Raw genomic sequence first — 21,545 nt, 5'->3', positions numbered from 1 at the left:
CGACTCGATGCACATCGGGTTGATGACTGCGGGTTAATATTAACATGACGGGGTGTTTGTTTTCTCATTCGCAACTCCCTGAATACAAGACAACAACACCGGCATGCATTTAATTTCATTCGCTATTTCACAAACGAAATGTCTTGCAGGTCCATATGGCTCCGCTTTCTCGGTTACAACATCGATACCGAGCAAATGGTAAGACCCTGAATGGATTTTGAAATTTCCTATCAGCACAACCACTATGAATCAAGCTTAATAATTTGGATTTTCTTTGCATTTAAATATCGGCAGCCCGGTGCGATTTCTTAAGTCAACCGCGAAAAAAAGAGGCCCGATTATCGGCTGCCAACCCGGTGGGGCATGAGCAAAGAAACAGGGTTGCCGGAAAAACTAGCTTTAGTTGGAAGCAAATTTTTTAGCCAAATCGTTATCAATCACATACATGCAAACCGCCTTGGCACCCAGTTGGGTATAGCGGTACTTTCCGATCAGATTATTCATCAGGTAATTCACGTCGTCGCGAATCCGCTGGTCATAGGTTTTAAAATCCTCGGTTTCATAATCCGCGATGGCGCGCCGGAAGTTTTCATTGCCGAGAAAGGGTTCCAGCACCTTTTCCTTTAAATTGTGAATGTATCTCTCGTGTAATTCTCGATATAGATCGGTTTCCGTGAGATTTTTCCCCTCAATCAGAATGTCATGGGGAAGCGTTTTGGTAGTGTATTCTTTCTGGGTCCGCTTGCGGAAATCCTTTCGATTCCGGTCGGCACCGGATGCCCCGAGAAGCCGATGTTCGATGCCGGAAAAAAATTCTTCGGTGATATTGATTTTATCCTTTGTGAATTGGCAGGTTGCGGTTGTGCCAGGCTCAAAATTAACAAAAAAGATATAGTTTTGAACATCTTTGGAAATCTGCTCTTCATTGTAAAAATAGAGCGCTTCTTTTACTTCTTGAAGCACCGTATAATTGTACAACTGCTCCAATGACTCTAGAAATCCTCTGGGGATCGGCAAATGCTGTTTCTCGATCAGCCCGTTAAAATATTTAGTGAGGGTGGCCATATGAATCAACCGGTCTTCTTTAGCATATCTGGAATAAAAATCGTTGAAAATCTTGATGGAATCCCGCCCCGATATTCCCTTGATCCCCTCGGTTTCCGACTCGCCGATGATGCTGCGCCTTCGCCGGGCCGTAAGGTTCTTTCTGTCTTCCTCGCTCAACCATGAGGGAATATAACCGGTATAAATCTCCATTTTTAACAGCAGCAGATTTTCATCGCAATAATTCTTATATTTTGCTGGGTCTCCGATCCATTCCTGAAGCGCTTCGGATTTCAGATTCAGCCGGGTGGAAATAATCACCCTGGCAAAATTATGCAACACTCTGGGCAGAAACCCTTGATCGATATGCTTTCCGAATATATTCCGGTAGATTTCAACTTCCGTATTCAGATCCATGACATAGGGGATTTTGATATATTCAATCCGGTCGGAAAAGGACGGGAAATCCTTGATATTGGCCTTGTCCTCAGGATTCATCAACGCAATAAAAAGCGAATTGACGTTTTCTTCAAGATCCTCGACCTTATGCACGCCCTCACTGATGACATTGTGAAGCTGAATGAGCCTTTCGGTGTTATTCGATTTAATGTCCATTAACACATAGATGCCATTGTTGGTCTTGGCATAGTGGGAAAAAAGATATTGCACCAGGTTGCTGTCTTTAAGAATGTCGTTGATCTGCGTCTGAATCATCTGGTTGGTAAGGGTGGTCCGCCGTAACGGCTTATCGCCCGGGTTAAATACGCTGATCCCTTCGCCGAGGCGCCGGTTGAATTGATAAGGCCGCGCATAGACGCGCTGAAAAACTCTTTGAGGGCTCTTTAGTCTGGTCAATAGCGCTTGATACAACGAACTGCAAATCGTACACGCGCTGTCCCTGAAAACCCATTCGTATTCCTTTTCTGTAAATAATTTCCATTTAAACTCATCATTTTTAAACAACTCATCAAAAAACGGGCGGCGAATGCTCTTGGGAATCATGAGCAGCGGGTTATCGTGGCTCACACACGGGATCTCAATAAAATCACTCATCATAAAGGGCGGCGGCTCGGTCCTCGCCGGGCTATCCGTTACCTGCGTCGGTTTGATGCGGCCGGTGATGAACGCATCTATGATCTGGTCCTGTTGCGGCCCCTCAACCAATTGGCGATCCACCCGCCAGACCGTTTCGTACCGCATGCCGTTTTCCGTATTGGCATACTCCTCAAACTTCATCAGCAGGTTGTTGAGGAAGGTGCTTTTTCCACAACCATGAGGCCCTTCAAAAATATACAATTTATTCTGCTGCGCACCACGGCGCATCGCCTCGATATGGCTAACCAGCCGATTGGCAAAAAGGCGGTCGGCAAAAAACGGCCGGTCGGCATTGTCCACAAAAAGCCGATTGCAGTTAAGCCTGACATAATGAATGGATTCCGGATCATCGGGGTACTCATCGCCTTCTTCATCCACATAATTAATTACCATGTCATGAAATAATTGAAAAACGTTTCGAATATACCGGGCCGGTTCCGCCATGGTCATTTTCAAAAATTCATCAAAGGAGACCAAGGCGCGCTGATCACATTCCCGCACCGCCGTATTGAGTATATTCATCGCTTGTCTCAGATTTTCCATAATATTGCGCTACTCCTTAAAGCCGCCAGCTGTGAGCTATCAGCCATCAACTATTATCATGAACACGTCTAAATCACCTTTTTGGACAATTTCCGGTCTTTCATTGTATAAACAACCCGCTGCCATTTGATTTCCTGCGGCGCGCTTTCCTTTGAGGGGGTAGTGGTTGCCGTCCTTATGGCGCTGGTTGTAGCGGACGGCCGAAGGGTGGCCACCACATCGCTGGTTTCCAGGTGGACCGGTCCGCCCCATAAATATTCTATTCCCAGCATCGTGTTGGCGATATACTCGTTTACCAAAGGTTTACCTTCAAAATGATGGATTAAATACAGGGCGTTGTCTTTTGTTTTGTCCTTATCGACCGTGATAAAGGGGGGGTGATAGAGCGTATCAAGCAACATCTGTCGGTAATCCGCGGCCTTTTTGCTTTTGACATAATATTCCCAGACCATCTTTTGTTGATTCAGCCTTCTGTCCGCGACAAAAAGTTGGTAATCCGTTACAAAGTCCTGGTCCACAAAATAATTAATAAACATAAAATCGCATAAATTTTCACGTAAGGAAAAAATATAGTCTTGGCCCCTTCCGGTTACGGCATCATATTCCTTGCGTGCATGGGCGTCCAAAATTTTTTGAAAATCAAACGTATACTTGCCCTTATCCGCCTTTTTCTCTATGTGGCCGAAAAGACGCATTCCCAGCGCATAGGGATTGAGTCCCACCCGCGGCATGGAGGTAACGCCTGCGTGCACCCTTGCAAAGTCGATTTCATGGCCCTTGATGCGATCATCCTGCAAAAAGAGTTTTTCATGCCAGTAGCTGGCCCACCCTTCGTTCATGATTTTGGTTCGAATCTGCGGCTGAAAAAAAATAGACGTATTTCGGACGACAAGCAAAACCTGTTTCATCCACCGGTTGTTTTCTTTGTTGAGAAATTCCGAGTTGGCACCAATAAACTGAAGCAGATCCACCGGCACCGGCGCTTGCCGTTTCAAACTTTTTTTAAACAGTTCATCAAATTCCGGGTGCTGCTTTCGTATTTCCCCAAAAAAGGACTCTTCTCCAGCTTCACCGTAGGTTTTAAGGCAGTCGTTATATCGCGTAACCTCTTTGATATACTCTGAAACATTTACTTTTTTAATGGTTTGTAAAAACACATCAAAATAAAAATTCAGCCGCTCCGCCTTGCGCGAAACCCGGCGATGATTAACACGAGAAAGCTCCCGATGATAGCCGACCAAATTGTCAATACCTCTGGCAAACTCGATGGCATAGTCCACCCAACGCCCCTTCTCGGCCCGAAGCCGGGCGATGAGCCGCTTGTCCGAGAGGGCCTGCCCCGTAAAATCAAATTCCCATGTGTGTTTAAAAAAAATATTATTTTGAAAAAAATCGATATGCCCGAGTACATGATAAAAAATCATCACGTTCAGCCAGTCCGGGTTGTTATCATTATAAAAAGAAATGGCCGGCCGCGTATTAATCACGGTTTCATAGGGATTGCCGGGATAGAGTTCATACTTTCCCTTCTCCCTGAGCACCTCCACGTCGTGAACCCAGTAATCGTAAAGCGTGGGAATCATGACTTTGGGCGTCAGCTCCAGCAAATCCCGGTTGGTTACAATATATTCCAGGGATTCGTCCTGAAACCGTAACCCGGCATCCCTGGCACGGGCTTTACACCCTTCCATTATTTTTTTGGTATGTTGATCAATCAATTCCATAATCGATCTCGCGCACCCCGTTTCGTTGCATTATGCCCTCGCCCACCGATGAGAAGCATCCAAAATAAACCTCGATCAAGCGATCAGATTCTTAATTCCCTCAATGATTCTGGGTTCATCGGCATCTTCGCGCATCACGTCCAACCGCAGCAACTCGCGACGCTCCGAAAGAAGGCCAGATTTTTTCAGATACCGCTCCACTTCCGTGTTACCGCTCGCTCCATGGGAATGCTCTGCGATGGTCACACCGACCCGGTTGGCATAGGTAAGCATTTTTTTAATGGCGGGAATCGCTTCCTTTCCGTCCGTATCCCAATCATCCCCATCCGTGCCATGGAACACGTATATATTATAATCCGCGGCCAGATTTTCCTTTTCCACGATATCATTGACCAACTGGAAGGCCGTGGATACCTGCGTGCCGCCGGCCACCTTTGAGTTATAATACGTATAAAAGTCTTCTACTTCCTTGGCCTCGGTGTCATGAAGAATAAACCGGGTTTCCACCTGACGGGCATACTGGTACAGTAACCAGCTATAGATCAACACATGCTGGGTCACCACCAACTCGGTCGCCTTGCCGATCATGGACCCGGAATAGTCTCGCAGGAAAAATACCATGGCCTGGGATTCATAATCCTTCTCCCGGGACAATATGCGATAAATCTTGTCATTCGGCGCAATCAAAAACCGGGTCGGGTCTATATCCCCCACATCCGGCACATTCCCCAAACCGATATTGGTCTCAACAATCTTTCTCAAGGTGGCTTTTTTGTCCAGCACCTGCCCCGACCCGGGGTGCCGGTCCGTCAAATCGTAGGTGTAGCGCGTCAAAGAGCGCTTTTTCCCCTTGTCTTTCAGGTTTGGCAACTCAAACTTTTCCGTCAGAATTTTCCCCAGGTCATAGGCGCTCGATTCGATTTCGTGCTGGCCGCCTTCACCCTGGCCTGGCCCGGTCTGGCCTGAAGCGTCCGGCTGCCTGACGGGCTGCTCACCGATCACATCGCCCTCTTCCCCGTCTCCGGACCCACCGGAGGGATCGCCCTCCGTCGGTTTGAAGTTGGGGTCATGGATGAATTTTTCCTCAACCGTCGTCGGAACGACAACGACCTTGTCCTTGCCGCCACGGCCCGGCTTGATCAGCCGTCCCACCCGAATTTTTCCGGGAAAGCCATCCTTCTCGCGGACCTTGTCACGTTCCAACAGTTCATCAATGGACCGCAAGCTGACATCATAGGAAACGGTCGGCAAGCGCAGATTGTTTATTTCGAAGAGGTCATGAAACGCATAGAAACTGCGGATGGGCGTCCGCGGCGTCTGCGCATCAACCGCGGAATCGACCGGCGGATGGGTTTGCGCTGCCGCAAGTTCCTCCGAAATCATCTTTTCCTGCGCTGCGCTCAGTCCCTTTTCCTTCATTCGAAGATAGCGCTCGTAAAGTGCGGCGTGCTTATAATTGTCGTTTACCGTCACAAACCCTCCCTATTTCTCGTCCTCCTGGGTACAGAAATACTCGATGGTTTTCTGCGCACAGGTTTTGCAATAACCAAGTTTGTTCAGCATGGTATCCACCATTCGAGCATAAAGCTTCTGATTTTCCTCGTTGGTGCGATTGGCCAACGCACCGATCAGGCTGCCCGCACCGGCAATGTCGGATTTAAGTCGAACATCCGTCACCGCCTTCACAAGTTCCAGGTTATCCATAAAATCGTAGTTTGGGTCGGTAGTAATCTTCTGCCCATATATTTTTCGAACCGATGTCCGAAAGGACTCTCGTTGCTCGGCGGTTTTTAAGCCAAGTCTTTCTTCCACGCTCTTGATGAAGCGCTCATCGATTTTCATCGCTTTTAGCTCGGCGGTTTGCGGATCCTTGTACTTCCACATCATATCCGGCCCCAGGTTTTCCGCATCAATTCCGATAATCATGTTGACGTAGTTCATCACGTCTTTTCGAATGGCATAGGGTTCATCCATGTAGGCATTGAACATCTCCGTCATGATCCGCTCCCGAAAGAGGCCTTTGGCAATTTTCAGATCCTCAATGAATTTGGCGCGATCATTGGCGTCGGACACATAATCCAGAACAATCCGGTCCAGGCAATTAAAGATATCATAGGCAAACATGCATTGGCCCTCATTGGTTTCCGAGCTTTCTACCATCAACTGAATGGCGCGGCCGACATTTCGTTGCCCCAGCCCCTTTTGCCCAAAGCGCTTGGTGATGTCCGGGTTCTGGCTGAGCGTATCGATCACTTCGGCCAACGCCTTGATACTCTTTTCCCCGGCCACCTCCCCAGCGGCCAGTTTCATGGTCTCCACTGGTGTAAGCTTTTCAGATCGCGGCAACCGTGTCAGCACGGCAGCCACCGATGCCGCGTAATTCAAATTCGGATCCTGGTGCAGGGATTCCTTTGTCAGGGTCGTTTTGGTCTCACTACCGATCGCATAGGCGGTCAACTGATACTGCATTTTATAATTGGTATTATGTGAGACATAGCAAATACGGCATCGATCAATAATTGGCGCCTCCTCCTTTTCGGATAAAAACCGATTGAATTCGGAGTTGTTGCTGGTCGCGATAATCAGCGTATCAATGGGCCACTTATAGCCGTCAATCTCAATGTTGCGGTTCTGTATGACGCCCAAGTACACCTGAACCAAATCTTTCTTGTTCTTGTATATTTCATCGGCGAAATGAATGCCGCCGCCGGCCACGCGGGCCAACGCGCCGCGCCGCAGATCAAACCGGTATGGGTTGTTGGTTTCCGTAATATGCAACAGCCGTTGAATCGATTCCTCGCCCAGCAAATCCACAGCGGATGAGGTGATTTTATCCTTGGCCGGATATTTGCCCGTAACGGTCCCGAGGCTCTCGGTCAACGGAACCGGGACAATTTCGACAAAGGAGAGCATCTCGTCGATCTTTCCGTTAGTGAAGTTAATAATATCGTTCCAGATAAATCCGCTACAGGCGCCCAAGGGCCGATAGTTTTCATAGCTTTGCTCGATCTGCGCTTCGGAAAAACCGATTTTTTTCGCTAAAAAGGTGCGGTTGACATTTTCATCCTCAAACAGGTTCATCGCCAGAATCATCGGGTCCTCAAACGTTTGAGATTCAATCGAGGTTATTCGACCATAACCGCTGAGCTTGTCGATATTTTTAAACCGGAAGGTATATTTTTTATTGCCTTCCCGGGAGAGAAATTCTCTGTATTTGGTGCACAGGTATTCCACAAAATACGTTTTCCCGTTACCGGGCTCCCCCACGAGAACAAAGGCCATCTCCTTGGACGAGCCGCCCTCGGAGGCATCTTTGACAAAAGACACAAAGCTGTTGATTTCATCATACATTCCGATCAAATGTTTTTTCCCGCTTCGGAATATACCAAAATCATAAGTGGTTTTACCGTTAACCACCACTTTTTCGATCTCGCTGCTTAATATCATTCTTGAAACACCTTGAAATGCATTCTCAAAGCAGCGCTTTCCTTCCTTGACGGCAATCAGATGGGATTCAAGTGAGCTGTTTTTTCGAGTTGCCATATTTCCTCCGGTCAGGGTTATGAAGGGATTATTCCAATCCCCTTAGCCTCCCTTAAGAGCACTTTGGGGGTAAATTCTTTCTAAATCAGTTTCTATTACCTCAAAAAATGGCGCTGAGTAATCGAAAAGATGACGCGGTAAAATTTATTTTGATTATATCAACTTATGCCTTGATTGCAACACACATTTCATCCTATATTAGCTATAACCTGCTGCATTTGTTTTGTTTTATATATGTTTTCAGGTTACGGGCCAAATTGCTCACATATAACCCTCTGGAGAAAACATCGGGAGCGTTCAATACCCAAACACACCCCCCCTAAAATAGTTCTTAACCGCAAATTCTTCCTTGACCGCTCATGCGTTGCCAACTAAAGTAAACGATTATAACCCGGTCAGTGATTCAGAGATGCTTCATTTACAAAGAACAAAGCCGGAAGCTGGGCAACCACCGGCCTGCCAACGACCTTCTCCAATGATGCACACTTTTTCGTGCGTGTTTTCGATAAAGGGCTTAAGATAGGTAAGAGAGACTGTTTATGGATCTCAATACGCTGAAAACACAATTCAGGCACAAGCAAAAAGCCGACCTGTCGGATATCGATACAGCCTTGAGCGCCGTTCCTTTTCTCATACGGGAGATCGAAAGGCTTGAAAAGGAACTCACCGAATCCAAAAACCGGATAGCGCAACTTTCCAGCCAATTAACAAAAGCCCCCCCTTCGTTCAAAAAGGGGAAAAAAGGGCAAGGCGAATGGGATGTGAGGATCGATGAGGATAAAAATCGTCTCTTCTTACAATTATCCGGCTTTTTCGACTATCAAGCGGCAAAAATGGCGTCCAATGCGATTGTGTCGGTGCTGCCCAGTCTTCGAGAAAATGCCGATGCCATCAATGATCTTTCGGGAATTAAGGGGTTTGACAATAGAGCGCTGTTTCACATTCGCAAAGTCATCTATACGCTCGAATATGTCGGAGTACGACGCGTGGTTCGAATCCTCGGGGAAAAGGCCGAGCTATCGGACATTTTAAGGAACATTTATTCCAACGAAGCACAATATCAGATGGCAATGGCCGAAAGTATTGAAGAAGCCGAAGCCCTTTTGGACCGGAGTCGGAAATTTCTAAAAACTTGACCCTGTTTCAGACTGTCTCGGTGGCGCAGTCCAGTGAATCAAAATTATATTTATCCACCTGCAACCGGTGGAAAAATGCCGATCCTTTCGCCGCCTGACAGCCGTTGGTCCAAAGCGCTCTTTTTCCCATTAACAAATATCAGTTTGGCCAACGCCATCGGCACACCGAGATTTTCCATTACCTCACGAATCGTCATTCCCTCGGCAATCGGATAACCATTCACATCCTGAGGGGTGAACGAACTCAGGCCGGCATATAATTGAATATGAATCGTTTTTCCCATATCCGAACCCCATTGCCACGTTGTTTGAAAGGATTGACATCAAGGCCGATTCTGCTTTTGCTCAAACGACATGCAATCATGGCCAGAGCTTTTAACCACCACAACGGAAGGCAACTCTTTGCTCTTAAATTTCATAGCCCGGCAACCGTGCGGCAACCGTTGATCCCACGTCACATAATAATGCCGGCAGTATCCGCATTTTTTTTTGTTATCTGATGGCATTGTTTTCGTCGCGCTTTAATCTCGCTTTCATCCATAATCTTTCATCGTTATTTACGGATGGATACTTGCCAAAATCGACATCACCGGTTATTATCCGAAGCCAATCAGCCAACGGCGGAATACAAATGACTTCTCGGCAAAGCCGGAAGCTGGGCGGCAATAATGCTTGGCAGCCAACGACCTTCTTCAATGAGGCACGCTTTTTCGCGCATGTTTCTGAAAAAGGGTCTAACTCTGCACTTCTTTTATTATACACTCATGCTAAGCTTTTTCAATCAAATCGAGGAAAATGGCTCTCCCGATACTCTCAAAAAATAAACAGACCTTCATTCGATACAATCGCTTTCGAAAACAGATTTTTTCCGAACTTTCCCCCCGGGCAACCGAAACCATTCTGTATCTGTTGCCCTGGATGTTGAGCGTGAATCACCCGGCCTGCCCAGGGTTTGTTGTTAATATGGTAAGACCCCTGAAAGTCTTTAATATTGATAATGAATGGGAAATCCGCCGCCGTGAATCAAATTTCAAACGTTTGTTTGAAATTAAAACGCCGGCGTCCCTGTTACATCACGGACCGCAATTTAACGTCATTCAAGGTCTTTATACGATTGGTAGCGTCGGAACGGTCAGCCAAACCGCCAATTCGGACTGTGATATCTGGGTCTGTTGCGATAAGAATCACTATGATGAACCTGCATGGAATCAATTGCACCGCAAGATCAACCTGATTAAGGACTGGTTGGACCTTCACCTGAAAATGCAAGTCTATTTTTTTGTTTGCGATGAAAACGATATTCGCGAAAACCGCTTCGGAAACGTCGATTCGGAAAGCTCCGGCAGTACCCAGAAAAATATTCTTAAGGAAGAATTTTACAGAACCTGTATCGTTATTTGCGGGAAAATCCCTCTATGGTGGCTCTGCCACGATGACAATAAAAAAATTTCTTATGAGCTATCACGCAAAGAGATGCTGGCCAGGCAATACAGCGATTACGATATCATCGATTTGGGCGACCTGCAGCAAATCGAAGGAAGCGAATATTTCGGCGCCGCACTCTGGCAGCTTCAAAAATCCTTAACCCGGCCATTGAAATCCATTATCAAAATGACCCTGTTAAAAATCCTTCTGGACAGTCCTGAAGAACGGCCCATTTGTCATCAGTTCAGAAAAGCGGTCTTACGGACTGACGAAAAAGGCCTTTTTCCGGACCCCATCGTTTTTACGATTCACTCCATTTTAAATTATTACCAATCAATTCAGAAAACCGATACACTGGAATTTCTGAAACAATGCTTTTACATCCGCTGCGAATTCACTCCTCACGCCAGTCGAGTACCATTGAAAAATGAGCTGATAAAAGACCTGTTCCAAGCATATCCCCTCGACATTAAAAAACGAATTCACCTTAGCCGATTTGATTCATGGGATTTTAATGCGCAATTAAAGCTCGGAAACCGGTTGTTTCAGTTACTTATGGACAGCTACAGGGACATAACCGCTGCGTACGCGGGCAATGCCACTGAAATAGACAAACGGGATTTCACCATTGTTGGGCGCAAAATACTGGTCCATCACCAGCGAAAGCCGAACAAGATCATCGTACTGCAGAAACCCACTGGAAATCTCAATCTGACGCATCTGACCATTCGCCTGGAAGATACCCTATGGCAAGTATATTCGGGTAGCAACAAGGAGACGCCACTGGCTGTGGATACTGATATTCTCAACATTATCGGTTTTATCGTCTGGAACAATTTGTTTGATGTGAACAAAATACGAATGGAGCCCAATTCCTCCAATGTCACGATGCAAGAGATCGCTAATTTAGGCAAAAAGCTGTATGAGTTCATCGGAACATTTGAAACTCAGGACATCGAGCTGGCCGGATATATACAGAAAGAGCGCTTGACCAAACTTATGGTCGTGATCAGTTTTGAAAATTTTTACTGGGAAAAAAATATCAACGATTTCGGAGTGCTTTATAAAAACAACTGGGGAGAGTTATTCCTAAGGCGATTTATTTCGGCGATCGAGCTGGAAGCCTTCCTGAAAAGGGCCAGGCAACCGGCTTTAGGCTTCGAAACAGCGTATTACCTGCAACGCAACAGCTCCTATTATGAAAAAATCATTGAACGAACCAAACAGGTAATTCTCTCTTCCATCAAAAATGCCGGCCCGCCTTTTGTAAAGCAGACCGGCATGTCATCCTAACCTGTTATTTATCCGCGCCATTCCGTATCATCAACGGTGGTTTTAAAATCAGGCAGCACGATTTCGGGAAGTTTCTCTTTTTCAACCTTTTTAAGGTCTATTTCAGTCGGTTGCCCCACAAAGACAAGCCGCTCCTGAGGACATTTATTGCAGGCTGCGACCAGATCAGGCAGGCACTCCGCCGTATACGCGTCGTAATTAATCGCCGACAGGTTGTTTTCAACCGTAAACAGATCCGAGAATTTGGTACAGGCCTTACATCCCATGCACCCCACATTACAAACACGCTTCACATCCTTGCCGGCATCCTTGTTGGAGCAGGTCACCACCAGTATTTGAGCCGCCTTAAAAGGCGCCATGGTGATAATGTTCCGGGGACAGACCTTTGCACAGGCTTGGCATCCCACACATTTCTTATAATCTACGGTCGCCAGGCCATCAACAATATGAAGGGCGTCATAATCGCACACCGAAGCGCAATCGCCTAGGCCCAGGCATCCGTAAGTGCACCCCTGCACATCCGCGACCAGGTTCGCCGCTGCGCAACGCTGCTCGCCCCGGTATTCATTTCTGTTCAGCCGGTCTTTGTAAGTAGCGCCACAATGAATCACCGGCCGATAAGGTGCACTTTGCGTGACCTCAACCCCCATAATGGCTGCAATCCCAGCCGCGCAACTGGCCCCACCAACGTTACACAAGGTCACCGGCACTTCTTTGCCCATCACAATCGCTTCTGCATAATCCCCGCAGCCCACGTATCCGCAACCACCGCAATTAGCGCCCGGAAGCACGCCAATGATGGCTTCCACCCGAGGATCAACCTCTACGTAGAACCGCTTATTGGCCCAACCTAATACATACCCGAAAATCACCGCCATCGTCACCAAGGTACTGGCGGAAAGGCCGACGGTTACCCAAGTCATATGCTATCTCCATTCAATTTTTTTCCGTCACCCGATTGCCGGCGAATTCACCAGTGAACACAATCAGGCACGAAGAATTAAGTAAGATTGGTAAAAAAACACATACGCATCGTGTCGAAGACACTGACCGTCATTTATTCCAGGTTTCAGACGGTTTGGGCAGATCGGCACTTGCAACCTGAGGTGCGGCCACGGATGTAATCGCTTTTCGCAATCCCTTGTCCACGCCGGTAAAGCCCATAAACGACATCGCCAGTATACCAGCCACAATCAAGGTAATGGCAGCCCCTTGAAACGGCTTGGGAATATCACAGAGCATGAGTTCTTCCCGTATGCCGGCCATGATCACAATCGCGATGGTAAACCCGATGCCACCGAACACCGCCAGGGTCATGGAACGACCCAGATCCCAAGCATCCGCTGGGTTATCCACACCAACCACATTGCTCATAATAGTCAAACAGGCAAACAAAATGGCACAGTTCGTTGTAATCAAGGGCAGAAAAACACCGAATGATTTATACAGGGGAGGATAAAATTTTCGAACATACATTTCTACGAATTGTACGGATGAAGCAATCGCAAAAATATAAACGATATAACACAGAATGGTTAAATCGATTTTTGCTGCGGCTTCCGGCGCCATAAAAAAACCACCCACAGTTGTAGAAATCCAAGCGCCTGGCATCAGCACAAAGGTCGTAATAGCCCAGCTCAACAGCGCGGCAATGGAAATGACGAATGTAACGGCAAAGCCCATGCCAACCGCCATTTCAACTCTTCGCGACACACCAATGAACGGGCAGATACCGACAAAATAATAGAGCACGAAGTTGTTGATCAGGGCGGCGCCCATGGCAATAAGCACGATATCAATCAAATAATTCATAACACACTACCTCTTCAGGTTGTCTATTCCAAGCAATCGGCCCTTTTTCACCTTGCATATTAGCTTTTCATAGATTTTCGGATGCTTATCCAATTAACAATCCCCAGCAACAAACCAAAGGTAAGAAACGCACCCGGCGGCAACACCATGATGCCCCAATCAGGCCAAGCTGTCGGAAGAACCCGAAAACCAAACAGCATACCGGTACCCATGATTTCGCGAACCGCCGCGATGCTGCCTAGAGCCAAACCAAATCCAAGAGACTGACCGATCGCATCTGCACCGGCTGTAAAAACCGATTGCCTTGACGCACAAATCTCACAACGACCGATAATGATGCAATTCACAATAATGAGGGGAATGTACGGCCCAAGGGCTTTGCTCATCTGGTAGAGATAAGCCGCTAAAAACCGATCGGCGATGGTGACAAAGGTGGCGATGGTCAGCGTGAAGATCACAATTCGCAAGTGCGGTTGAAGCAGGTTTCGAATCAAGCTGATAATAACGTTCGCACAAAACAATACAAACATGACCGCACCGGCCATGGTCAACGCTGCCTGCATGCCATTCGTCACGGCAAGGGTGGGGCACAGGCCAAGTAATTGACGGTATACCGGGTTTTCAGGCAAAATACCCTGAATAAACCTTTCCATTGGGGTTGGGCCTTCAGCCATAACAATTTTCCTCTTAATATAAAATCTGTAATGGATTTTCACGGTGCCGGCAAATCGGCATGCCATGTATTATTTAAGCTTATCTTTCAGGTCTCCGAGCGTGATATTCACAATGCTGCATACACTGTCGGAAGATATGGTGGCACCTGAGACCGAATCGATTTCTTCTGGCGCCTTCGCGCCGGACTTGGTGACCCGCAGGGGTTGAAGCGTACTTTTCCCGATAAACTGGCCTCGCCATTTTGTTTCGATGATTTTATTCCCCAATCCCGGCGTTTCTTTCTGATCCAGAATAAACAAGCCTGTTATTTTCTCTGCACCAGCATCAAGACCCACCAGAAGCTCAATCTTATCGGCATACCCCTGTCCTTTGGCTTTTACCACCCACCCGGAGCGTTTTCCTTCCTTTGCAGTGTCATAAACACTGTAGTAGGTCGTTTTAACCGGTGTTTTTACTTCGATCTGGCGAGGCGCGATCGTAATCTGCTGCGTGTTCTGAAGTTGAGCAGCAGTTTCTTGGCCATAGACCAGCTCCGGCACTTTCTCCAATGTTTCATTCAGCTTATTGGCCTCTATGGTCGGTCCTAACGTCATTTGAACAGCCGCCAATGCAGAGCCGAAACAAACAGCCAGCAGCAGCACCAACCAAGCTTGGACCAAATAATTTTGCTTTAAACGGGACGAGCCAGCGGATTTTTCCGAATTTTCAGCTCCCATGTCACTATTTCCTTCATATTTTCGCGATTAATACCTTTTACTGCCTAAACCGTTATTGCCGAGGCCTATCGGCTGGGTACCAATGGAATTCCACCGAACGGCTCCGGAACCGTCCAGCGATTAATCAACGGCGTCACGCCGTTCATCAGCAGAACAGCAAACATAACGCCCTCCGGATAGCCGCTGTAAAGCCGCAGCAACATGATAAAGCCGCCCACACCAATGCCGAAAATCCATTTTCCCTTCGGCGTTACCGGACTTGATACCGGGTCCGTGGCGATAAAAAACGCACCGAACAGAAGAGCGCCGCCGGTCAGATGGTGCATGGCCGTCCAAGGGGCGGTCATGTCGACCAGATTCGCCAAAAAGGCGATCATGCCCGCCGTCAGAATCACACCGGCCGGGATTTCCCAGGATGCTGTGCGCCTGACACAGAGAAAAATGCCGCCCAACAAACAAGCAAGCGCACTGGTTTCCCCCAACGATCCATTGGTGTTGCCGAGCAAAAGTGCCAACAACGGGGTACTGATGCCAGCCTGCTTAAACGCGGTCAGCGGGGTGGCTTGAGACATAATATCCACCGTCCCGGCTGAAATTTCATACCCGGAGGCGCCCATCAACCCGGCAAAGGCGATCATCACAAAGGCTCGTCCCACCATGGCCGGATTGAAAATATTCATGCCGAGACCGCCGAAAATGATTTTTCCGAAACCCATGGCCACCGCCGAGGCAATCACCCCTACAAACCAAGGTGCCGGACCGGGCAAGGACAATCCCAAAATCACGCCTGTCACCGCGGCAGAAAAATCATTTAAACAAAGATCGTTCCCACGAAGCCGGGTAAAGGCCGCTTCGGCGGCGAGGCAACTTATCACGCAGATACCGATTTGCTTGACGGCATACCAGTGAAACACGTATACTGCCACAAGAACCATCGGCGCCAACCCGATCAGCACATCGATCATAACTGTCTGTGTGGTCCGCCCGGTCCCGGGCAAATGGGGTGAAGGGGCCACGTTCAGTGCGGATTTTATCGATTCAGCTTCCATTTTTTTTAATTTCGCTCCGTCTCACTATAATTTGGTTCATCGGACCTATCTTTCCCAGGCCTACCGCTTGGCCATCAGCAACGCTTTGCCCGTCCGGACGAGCTGTACGATCGGCAGATTCGCTGGGCAAATATAAGCACAACACCCGCATTCAAAACAGGCCATAATATGATATCGTTGAGCCAGTTCCAGATCCTTATGCCGGGATGCCAGCGCCAGTTTGGTGGGAACAAGGTTCATGGGACAGGCATCCACGCATCGGCCGCAACGAATACAGGCCGTCTCATCGGCTTTTTGAACATCCTCGGTCGTTAACACGGTGAGCGCGCTGGTGCCTTTGGTTACTGGCATGGCTAAATCCGTAAACGCAAATCCCATCATCGGACCCCCCGCCACTAAACGCCCCGCATTCAGCTTCAATCCGCCGCAATAAGCCACCAGTTCCCCAAAAGCGATGCCGATCGGAACCAATAGATTTTTCGGTTGCGCAATGCCGCCACCGGTAACACACACCACCCGGTGCGTCAGGGGTTTGCCCCGCAGAACAGCCCCTGCAATCGCCGCGGCGGTTCCCACATTGGTCACGGCAACACCCACATCCATGGGAAGGCCGCCGACCGGTACCTCGCGGCCCACCAAGGCTTTGATCAACTGTTTTTCACTTCCCTGCGGGTATTTGGTATGAATGACACAAACCTTAACCGCGGTACCGGCAGCAGCCGCTTTAAGCGCTTCCACGGCTTTGGGCTTATTGTCTTCAATGCCGATGGCAATGGTCTCCGCACCCACGGCACGCGCCGCCAGAATGGCGCCCGCGATGATCGGCTCGGACGCCTCCAGCATCAGCCGGTAATCAGTGGTCAGGTACGGCTCGCACTCACACCCGTTCACCAACAGGGCTTCGATCGGTTTTTTCTCATTTTTGGCGAATTTGACATGCGTCGGAAACGCTGCCCCGCCCTGGCCGACGATACCGGCTTGTCGAATGGCGGCGCCGATCTTTTCAGGCGCAAATTCGGCCGCCTCATTCAGCGACCATTTCCCGCCAAAGGTTTCTTCCCACAATTGATCCGCGGAAATTTGATCCCCTTCCGCCACAATGGGAATGGCCGGCACATGCCTGCCGTTGGGAAGGGTGGTAACGCCGGTTTTCTGGACCTTACCATTGATGGGGGAATGGATCGGCGCGGAAACGAACGCTTCCGCGTTGGCGACCATCTCGCCATATGATACCGCTTGCTTTGCCTTCACAATCGGCGCACAGGGCGCGCCCACATGTTGGGTCAAGGGCAGCAGAACACTATTTGCCGCCGGGATTACTTCAATCGGCACATCGCTTGAAAAGTTTTTCCTCTCCGGCGGGTGAACGCCGTGAGCGAATGTGCCACTGCCCGGCAACCCTTCCAGGCCAAGGCTCATGATGCCTCCTTGAAACGATTCCGCTTTAGTCGCATCATCGGAAATTAAGCGAAGAAGGCTCACCCGATGTTAAATTCACGAATCTAATTCGGTTTTAAATTTTGATAATGAATGCTCTCCCGCTTCAAAGTAAAGCGGGCCGAGGCTTCAGCCGGTTGAAATGACCCGATGCAAAAAAGGACAACACAAAATTCGAGCTGTCATCGCTTGCGCAGATCATCTTCTCACTCGCGCATCACTTGTGCACAAGGAGATATTTTATGCCTCCAATTCCAGCGCTTGTCAAATTATATTTTAGCTGTCGCCGCCATCCGGCCGACAATAAACTCCCCTATTTTTTCGGCGGACAAACCAAACAGCGCGTCCATGTCCATCAGATTTAAGTATTCGTCATCCCAAGAAATATTGTTCTCTTGAACGATGTTTTTAATGTGCTCATACTTACCGCCCAGCGCCTTGACCCTGGCCGTTAACGGCACCTCGGGTTTAAACGCGATGTTGAGCAGCAGCAAGAACTCGATCATATTCGGTGTTTCAGGCGATGCGGAAATAATCGGAATCACAATAATACTGCGATCGTCCTTTCGGCCTTTGCCGATATAGACATTTCCCTGCCGCACAATGATTCGTTTGGTGCCCTTGAGTCGATGGTCTTTTTCAACCCGCGAGGGAATCGAATTCAGGATACCGCTTTTTGCAATTACCTCAATGGTGGTATCGTCGGTTAACTCACCGAGAAGATTCAACCCGCCGATCCGATATAAAATGGCCCCCTTGACCTCCGACACGATTCCCTGCAGATGCTTCAACACAATAATATTGTGATTGACCAATTGGGAGAGCGTGACGCCATGCACGCCAAGCACATCAAACAAAATCCCCTCCACCTTCTCTTTGATTCGGCTGGTTCCCACCGTCACGGTTTTTGCCTGATGCTTAATGGCATCTACAGGTCTGGCCATGATATTGATGGATTTTCCCATCACTTCAAAAAAGGTTTCCAGCATTTTCCGGGCAGTGCCCTTAGTACCGAAATCAAGTTCGAAATCAGAAGCGGGCAGCCTGCCCGAGAGATATTTGAGCAATAGAATAATCTCCGAAGCCAGTGCAATGGGCATTGGAGAGTCCGTTGCCCGTTGGCGGACTCGAACCTGGTTGTAAAACTTGGCAACCGTTTCACGGAAGGACTTTTCCAAGATGACTTCAAAGACATCCAGGCCCTCGGCCACATGCCGGTCGACCGCTTTATGAAAATCCGACCGGTATTCAAAGAGAAATCTCGATCCGTCGTGAATGGCGAGGGCCGCATAATATCCCCAGAGATGACCAACCAGGGTATTTAATATCGGCGATAGGTGCTGCGGAACCGCCGGAACATGAAACACCGAATCCGCATAGGGCGCAAAGCGATCTTCCCCCTCATCCGTAATGACCACCGGCGTGGCCTTATGAGCCTTGAATATGGCCGTATCTTTTATAATATCCCCCAAAACCGACGGCTTGGTGCCGGCGGCGCAAATAATAATCAGGGGCTCTGAAGACAAATCAATATGCTTTTTGTCTTCCACATAATCTGATGAGATGGTCTTATAGCACAGCTCACTGAGTTTGATACGGATTTCATCAGCAGCCGCCTTATTGGGGCCGCTGCCGACGGCCGCCCAGTAAGTTTTGGCCGGCGCGAATTTCCGGGCCGAACGCTCAATCTCCGTCTTATCGGCCAGAACAGCTCTCATGTGCTCCGGAATCCTTAACAGGCGCAGTATCTCTTCCGAGATAAACTCAGGCGATCTTTTGCCTTTGAGTTCGGCAATAAAAAGTCCCAACAGCGCACCTGCAATAATCTGAGAATAAAACGCCTTGGTGGACGCCACCGACATCTCAATATCCCGACCGCTGCTGGTATAGATCACACCACCGACTTTAAAGGTGATGTCCGAATCCCGTCGATTGACAATGGCAATGCTGTGTGCCCCGCGCGCCCGAACCATATCGATCGTTCGATTGGTGTCGGTGGTCGTACCGGATTGGCTGATGGCAACAACCAGGGTATCGGCCATGCTGCGGGCGTCGGAATCCTCCCCTTGAATACGAAATCCGCTCAACTCCGAGGCCTTTAATGCCGTAATGGGCAATACCGGATCATTCAAATAGTAGTTGAGAATATCGGCGCAAGCCTTGGCCGCAATGCCTGCGGTCCCCTGCCCCACAAAATAGATTCGCCGAATGGGCGCAGCATCATTGCGGCCGGTCAATGCATCCCGCAATTGCACCGGCACCATGGTTTCATTCAGAGCCACCCGGTAGCGCCGCAAGCCATCTTTTTCTTCAATTTTCCATCGATTATGCAGGGTTTTTTCCACCGAAGCCGGAGACTCGGAAATCTCCTTTAAAAAATAATGGGGAAACCCCTGCCGATCGATATCGCGGGTGGTCAGTTCGGTTCTCTTGATATCGTTTTCAGATAGGATGATTGGGGTGCCGTCATAATACATGGCCTCAATGCCGTCAAGACCGGCGCCTCCTTCCCGATTGAGTATAAAAAGTTGGCCTTGTGTCGGGCCGTTTTTCCCCTCAATCACCTTCTCGCCGTTCAATTTGATATACCGTTCTGTTTCTTCGACAAAACCGTAAACCTCTGATACGGTCATAAAATTATCATCGGCAAGCCCCACAAAAATTGCTTGCCCGCTGCCTCTTTGCGCCAGAAAAAGTTTCCCCGGAGCCAGGTCAGTTTGAATCGCGATAGCATGCGATCCATCAAAATCATTTACCGCCAGCCGAAATGCTTCCGCTATATCATGGTCTTGCTGAATGTATTTTTGAATCTGAAGCGGAATAATTTTTGTGTCGGTTGTAATCTCCTCGGGTATCCTGACCCCGCTTTGCGCCAGCGTTTCGGTAAGCGCCAGATGGTTATCGATATCGCCATTAAGACAGGCCTGAATAATTCCAACCGACTCAACCCCATGGGCGGCCCGATTATCCACCGGATGACAGTTTGCCTCACAAATGGCGCCGACCGATGCCCACCGGGTGTGACTCGACAGGGAGTAATGTTCATAGGCACACTCGGTAAGCGCCTGAAATATCACATCCGCTGATATCTGTTCACGAATAAAACGAATGTTATCCCCGAGGCTGCCGATTTCGGCAGCCACCTTGTAGGTCATACAAACAGCCGTCGTTTTGACCCCTTGGCCATTCGTTGTTTCACGGACGCTGATCCCCCGGTTGAGCAGTATCGATCGGTTCTTTCGCTCGGAAAATTCAGCCGAAAGCCTCCCGTTTTCCCGCTGAGACAGTGACGTCTCGAATCGTTCATATTCGCCGGCCGACATGCTCATCAGAACGGAGATGCCGGCCGAATCCCGCCCCCGAACCTCGAGCCGATCCATGCTGTTAAGCACCGCATTGATTTCTTTATATAGCTTGAAGGATGACGCCTTCCGAGGCGAACCATCTCCGCCGGCCAGCAATTTTACTTTTTCGATGTTATCCAAAATCTCTGCATTCAGGCACCACCGGACATCCTTTAAATCCTCAATGCACGCCGTCATCGCCGGCACCACATCAACGGGCAACATGCCGAGCTTCGCTTTAAGCAGATTTTCCTCCACCACGATAAAATGAGCCAACCGATCGGCGTAATCCGCAAACGCGCGCTGCACTTCTGGCTGAGCACATACCTGAAAAAACGCATTGGACCGTTTAAATTGTCGCACGGTTTTCAACAGGGTACCCACGGTACCAGCGCCGGAAAAATAATCCGTGGCAACTGGCAGGTTCTGTTCGAGGCAAAAATGAAGCCCACGCGCTTCAATCCGTGAAATCAATTCCGCCAGCGGCCGAATATCAATACGGTCAATACCGTCTTCACGGGATTTAACGGAAACAAGACCGGCCAGCCCGCAGTTGAGAACCGTCGAACGGCAAGGGAAAAACACGATGGCGCCCGCAGGCACTTGCCTCATGTGCCTGCCAAAATAGACGCGCGATAACAGCGTGTTTCGAATTCGCTCTTTGCATCCTGAGATTGACACCCGGGTTGCGCTGAAAAAGCGTTTCATC

General features: G+C 48.8%; 14 protein-coding genes. 2 read left to right on the top strand and 12 right to left on the bottom strand.

Translation table 11 applies throughout. From position 1 onward, the window contains the following. Positions 1 to 399: 399 nt before the first annotated feature. The 4 genes from RBT11_08260 to RBT11_08245 all read right to left on the bottom strand — a co-directional run bounded on the left by RBT11_08260 (position 400) and on the right by RBT11_08245 (position 7,949). Positions 400 to 2,682 (bottom strand): serine protein kinase PrkA, encoded by a 2,283-nt coding sequence (locus RBT11_08260; GenBank protein MDX9786755.1) that lies wholly within the window; start codon positions 2,680 to 2,682, stop codon positions 400 to 402. Between the two features lie 68 nt (positions 2,683 to 2,750). Continuing rightward, positions 2,751 to 4,406, bottom strand: coding sequence for a SpoVR family protein (locus tag RBT11_08255; protein ID MDX9786754.1), 1,656 nt, complete (start codon positions 4,404 to 4,406; stop codon positions 2,751 to 2,753). A 75-nt stretch (positions 4,407 to 4,481) separates the two neighbouring features. Further along, on the bottom strand, positions 4,482 to 5,879 hold the full coding sequence (locus tag RBT11_08250) for a DUF444 family protein (protein MDX9786753.1): 1,398 nt from the start codon (positions 5,877 to 5,879) through the stop codon (positions 4,482 to 4,484). Between the two features lie 9 nt (positions 5,880 to 5,888). Continuing rightward, a complete protein-coding gene (locus RBT11_08245; GenBank protein MDX9786752.1) occupies positions 5,889 to 7,949 on the bottom strand; it encodes a serine protein kinase PrkA in 2,061 nt (686 codons plus the stop codon). A gap of 539 nt (positions 7,950 to 8,488) precedes the next feature. On the opposite strand from RBT11_08245, the gene RBT11_08240 reads away from it, so the two are divergent. Beyond that, on the top strand, positions 8,489 to 9,085 hold the full coding sequence (locus RBT11_08240) for a hypothetical protein (protein MDX9786751.1): 597 nt from the start codon (positions 8,489 to 8,491) through the stop codon (positions 9,083 to 9,085). A gap of 50 nt (positions 9,086 to 9,135) precedes the next feature. On the opposite strand, the gene RBT11_08235 is transcribed toward RBT11_08240, so the two are convergent. Continuing rightward, the gene (locus RBT11_08235) at positions 9,136 to 9,369 is read right to left on the bottom strand and encodes a MoaD/ThiS family protein (GenBank protein MDX9786750.1); all 234 of its coding nucleotides are present in this window, start codon (positions 9,367 to 9,369) and stop codon (positions 9,136 to 9,138) included. 511 nt (positions 9,370 to 9,880) lie between these two features. Here RBT11_08235 and RBT11_08230 point away from each other — a divergent pair. Continuing rightward, positions 9,881 to 11,803, top strand: a complete 1,923-nt coding sequence (locus tag RBT11_08230; protein MDX9786749.1) for a class I adenylate cyclase — start codon at positions 9,881 to 9,883, stop codon at positions 11,801 to 11,803. A gap of 8 nt (positions 11,804 to 11,811) precedes the next feature. On the opposite strand, the gene RBT11_08225 is transcribed toward RBT11_08230, so the two are convergent. The 7 genes from RBT11_08225 to RBT11_08195 form a co-directional block, all read right to left on the bottom strand. Beyond that, the gene (locus RBT11_08225) at positions 11,812 to 12,726 is read right to left on the bottom strand and encodes an RnfABCDGE type electron transport complex subunit B (protein MDX9786748.1); all 915 of its coding nucleotides are present in this window, start codon (positions 12,724 to 12,726) and stop codon (positions 11,812 to 11,814) included. 130 nt (positions 12,727 to 12,856) lie between these two features. Further along, positions 12,857 to 13,615 carry an Rnf-Nqr domain containing protein gene (locus tag RBT11_08220; GenBank protein ID MDX9786747.1) on the bottom strand — a complete coding sequence of 253 codons (759 nt, stop codon included), beginning with the start codon at positions 13,613 to 13,615 and terminating at the stop codon, positions 12,857 to 12,859. A gap of 59 nt (positions 13,616 to 13,674) precedes the next feature. Further along, positions 13,675 to 14,289 (bottom strand): electron transport complex subunit RsxE, encoded by a 615-nt coding sequence (gene rsxE / locus RBT11_08215; GenBank protein MDX9786746.1) that lies wholly within the window; start codon positions 14,287 to 14,289, stop codon positions 13,675 to 13,677. Between the two features lie 69 nt (positions 14,290 to 14,358). Then, positions 14,359 to 15,006, bottom strand: coding sequence for an FMN-binding protein (locus RBT11_08210; protein ID MDX9786745.1), 648 nt, complete (start codon positions 15,004 to 15,006; stop codon positions 14,359 to 14,361). A 65-nt stretch (positions 15,007 to 15,071) separates the two neighbouring features. Beyond that, positions 15,072 to 16,055, bottom strand: a complete 984-nt coding sequence (locus RBT11_08205) for an RnfABCDGE type electron transport complex subunit D (GenBank protein ID MDX9786744.1) — start codon at positions 16,053 to 16,055, stop codon at positions 15,072 to 15,074. Between the two features lie 60 nt (positions 16,056 to 16,115). Continuing rightward, a complete protein-coding gene (gene rsxC, locus RBT11_08200) occupies positions 16,116 to 17,474 on the bottom strand; it encodes an electron transport complex subunit RsxC (GenBank protein ID MDX9786743.1) in 1,359 nt (452 codons plus the stop codon). A 287-nt stretch (positions 17,475 to 17,761) separates the two neighbouring features. Beyond that, positions 17,762 to 21,544 carry an SIS domain-containing protein gene (locus tag RBT11_08195; GenBank protein MDX9786742.1) on the bottom strand — a complete coding sequence of 1,261 codons (3,783 nt, stop codon included), beginning with the start codon at positions 21,542 to 21,544 and terminating at the stop codon, positions 17,762 to 17,764. Position 21,545: the final 1 nt, after the last annotated feature.

The organism is Desulfobacterales bacterium, from assembly GCA_034003325.1.
Classification (GTDB): Bacteria; Desulfobacterota; Desulfobacteria; order Desulfobacterales; family JAFDDL01; genus JAVEYW01.
Note: the sequence above shows the minus strand (reverse complement) of the source record. Positions and strands in the feature narration are given on the sequence as shown.

What these genes read in the sequence shown, in the direction of transcription:
- RBT11_08260 (MDX9786755.1), bottom strand. Translation starts at nt 2,682, where the DNA reads ATGGAAAATCTGAGACAAGCGATGAATATACTCAATACGGCGGTGCGG.
- RBT11_08255 (MDX9786754.1), bottom strand. Translation starts at nt 4,406, where the DNA reads ATGGAATTGATTGATCAACATACCAAAAAAATAATGGAAGGGTGTAAA.
- RBT11_08245 (MDX9786752.1), bottom strand. Translation starts at nt 7,949, where the DNA reads ATGGCAACTCGAAAAAACAGCTCACTTGAATCCCATCTGATTGCCGTC.
- RBT11_08240 (MDX9786751.1), top strand. Translation starts at nt 8,489, where the DNA reads ATGGATCTCAATACGCTGAAAACACAATTCAGGCACAAGCAAAAAGCC.
- RBT11_08235 (MDX9786750.1), bottom strand. Translation starts at nt 9,369, where the DNA reads ATGGGAAAAACGATTCATATTCAATTATATGCCGGCCTGAGTTCGTTC.
- RBT11_08230 (MDX9786749.1), top strand. Translation starts at nt 9,881, where the DNA reads ATGGCTCTCCCGATACTCTCAAAAAATAAACAGACCTTCATTCGATAC.
- RBT11_08225 (MDX9786748.1), bottom strand. Translation starts at nt 12,726, where the DNA reads ATGACTTGGGTAACCGTCGGCCTTTCCGCCAGTACCTTGGTGACGATG.
- RBT11_08220 (MDX9786747.1), bottom strand. Translation starts at nt 13,615, where the DNA reads ATGAATTATTTGATTGATATCGTGCTTATTGCCATGGGCGCCGCCCTG.
- rsxE (MDX9786746.1), bottom strand. Translation starts at nt 14,289, where the DNA reads ATGGCTGAAGGCCCAACCCCAATGGAAAGGTTTATTCAGGGTATTTTG.
- RBT11_08210 (MDX9786745.1), bottom strand. Translation starts at nt 15,006, where the DNA reads ATGGGAGCTGAAAATTCGGAAAAATCCGCTGGCTCGTCCCGTTTAAAG.
- RBT11_08205 (MDX9786744.1), bottom strand. Translation starts at nt 16,055, where the DNA reads ATGGAAGCTGAATCGATAAAATCCGCACTGAACGTGGCCCCTTCACCC.
- rsxC (MDX9786743.1), bottom strand. Translation starts at nt 17,474, where the DNA reads ATGAGCCTTGGCCTGGAAGGGTTGCCGGGCAGTGGCACATTCGCTCAC.
- RBT11_08195 (MDX9786742.1), bottom strand. Translation starts at nt 21,544, where the DNA reads ATGAAACGCTTTTTCAGCGCAACCCGGGTGTCAATCTCAGGATGCAAA.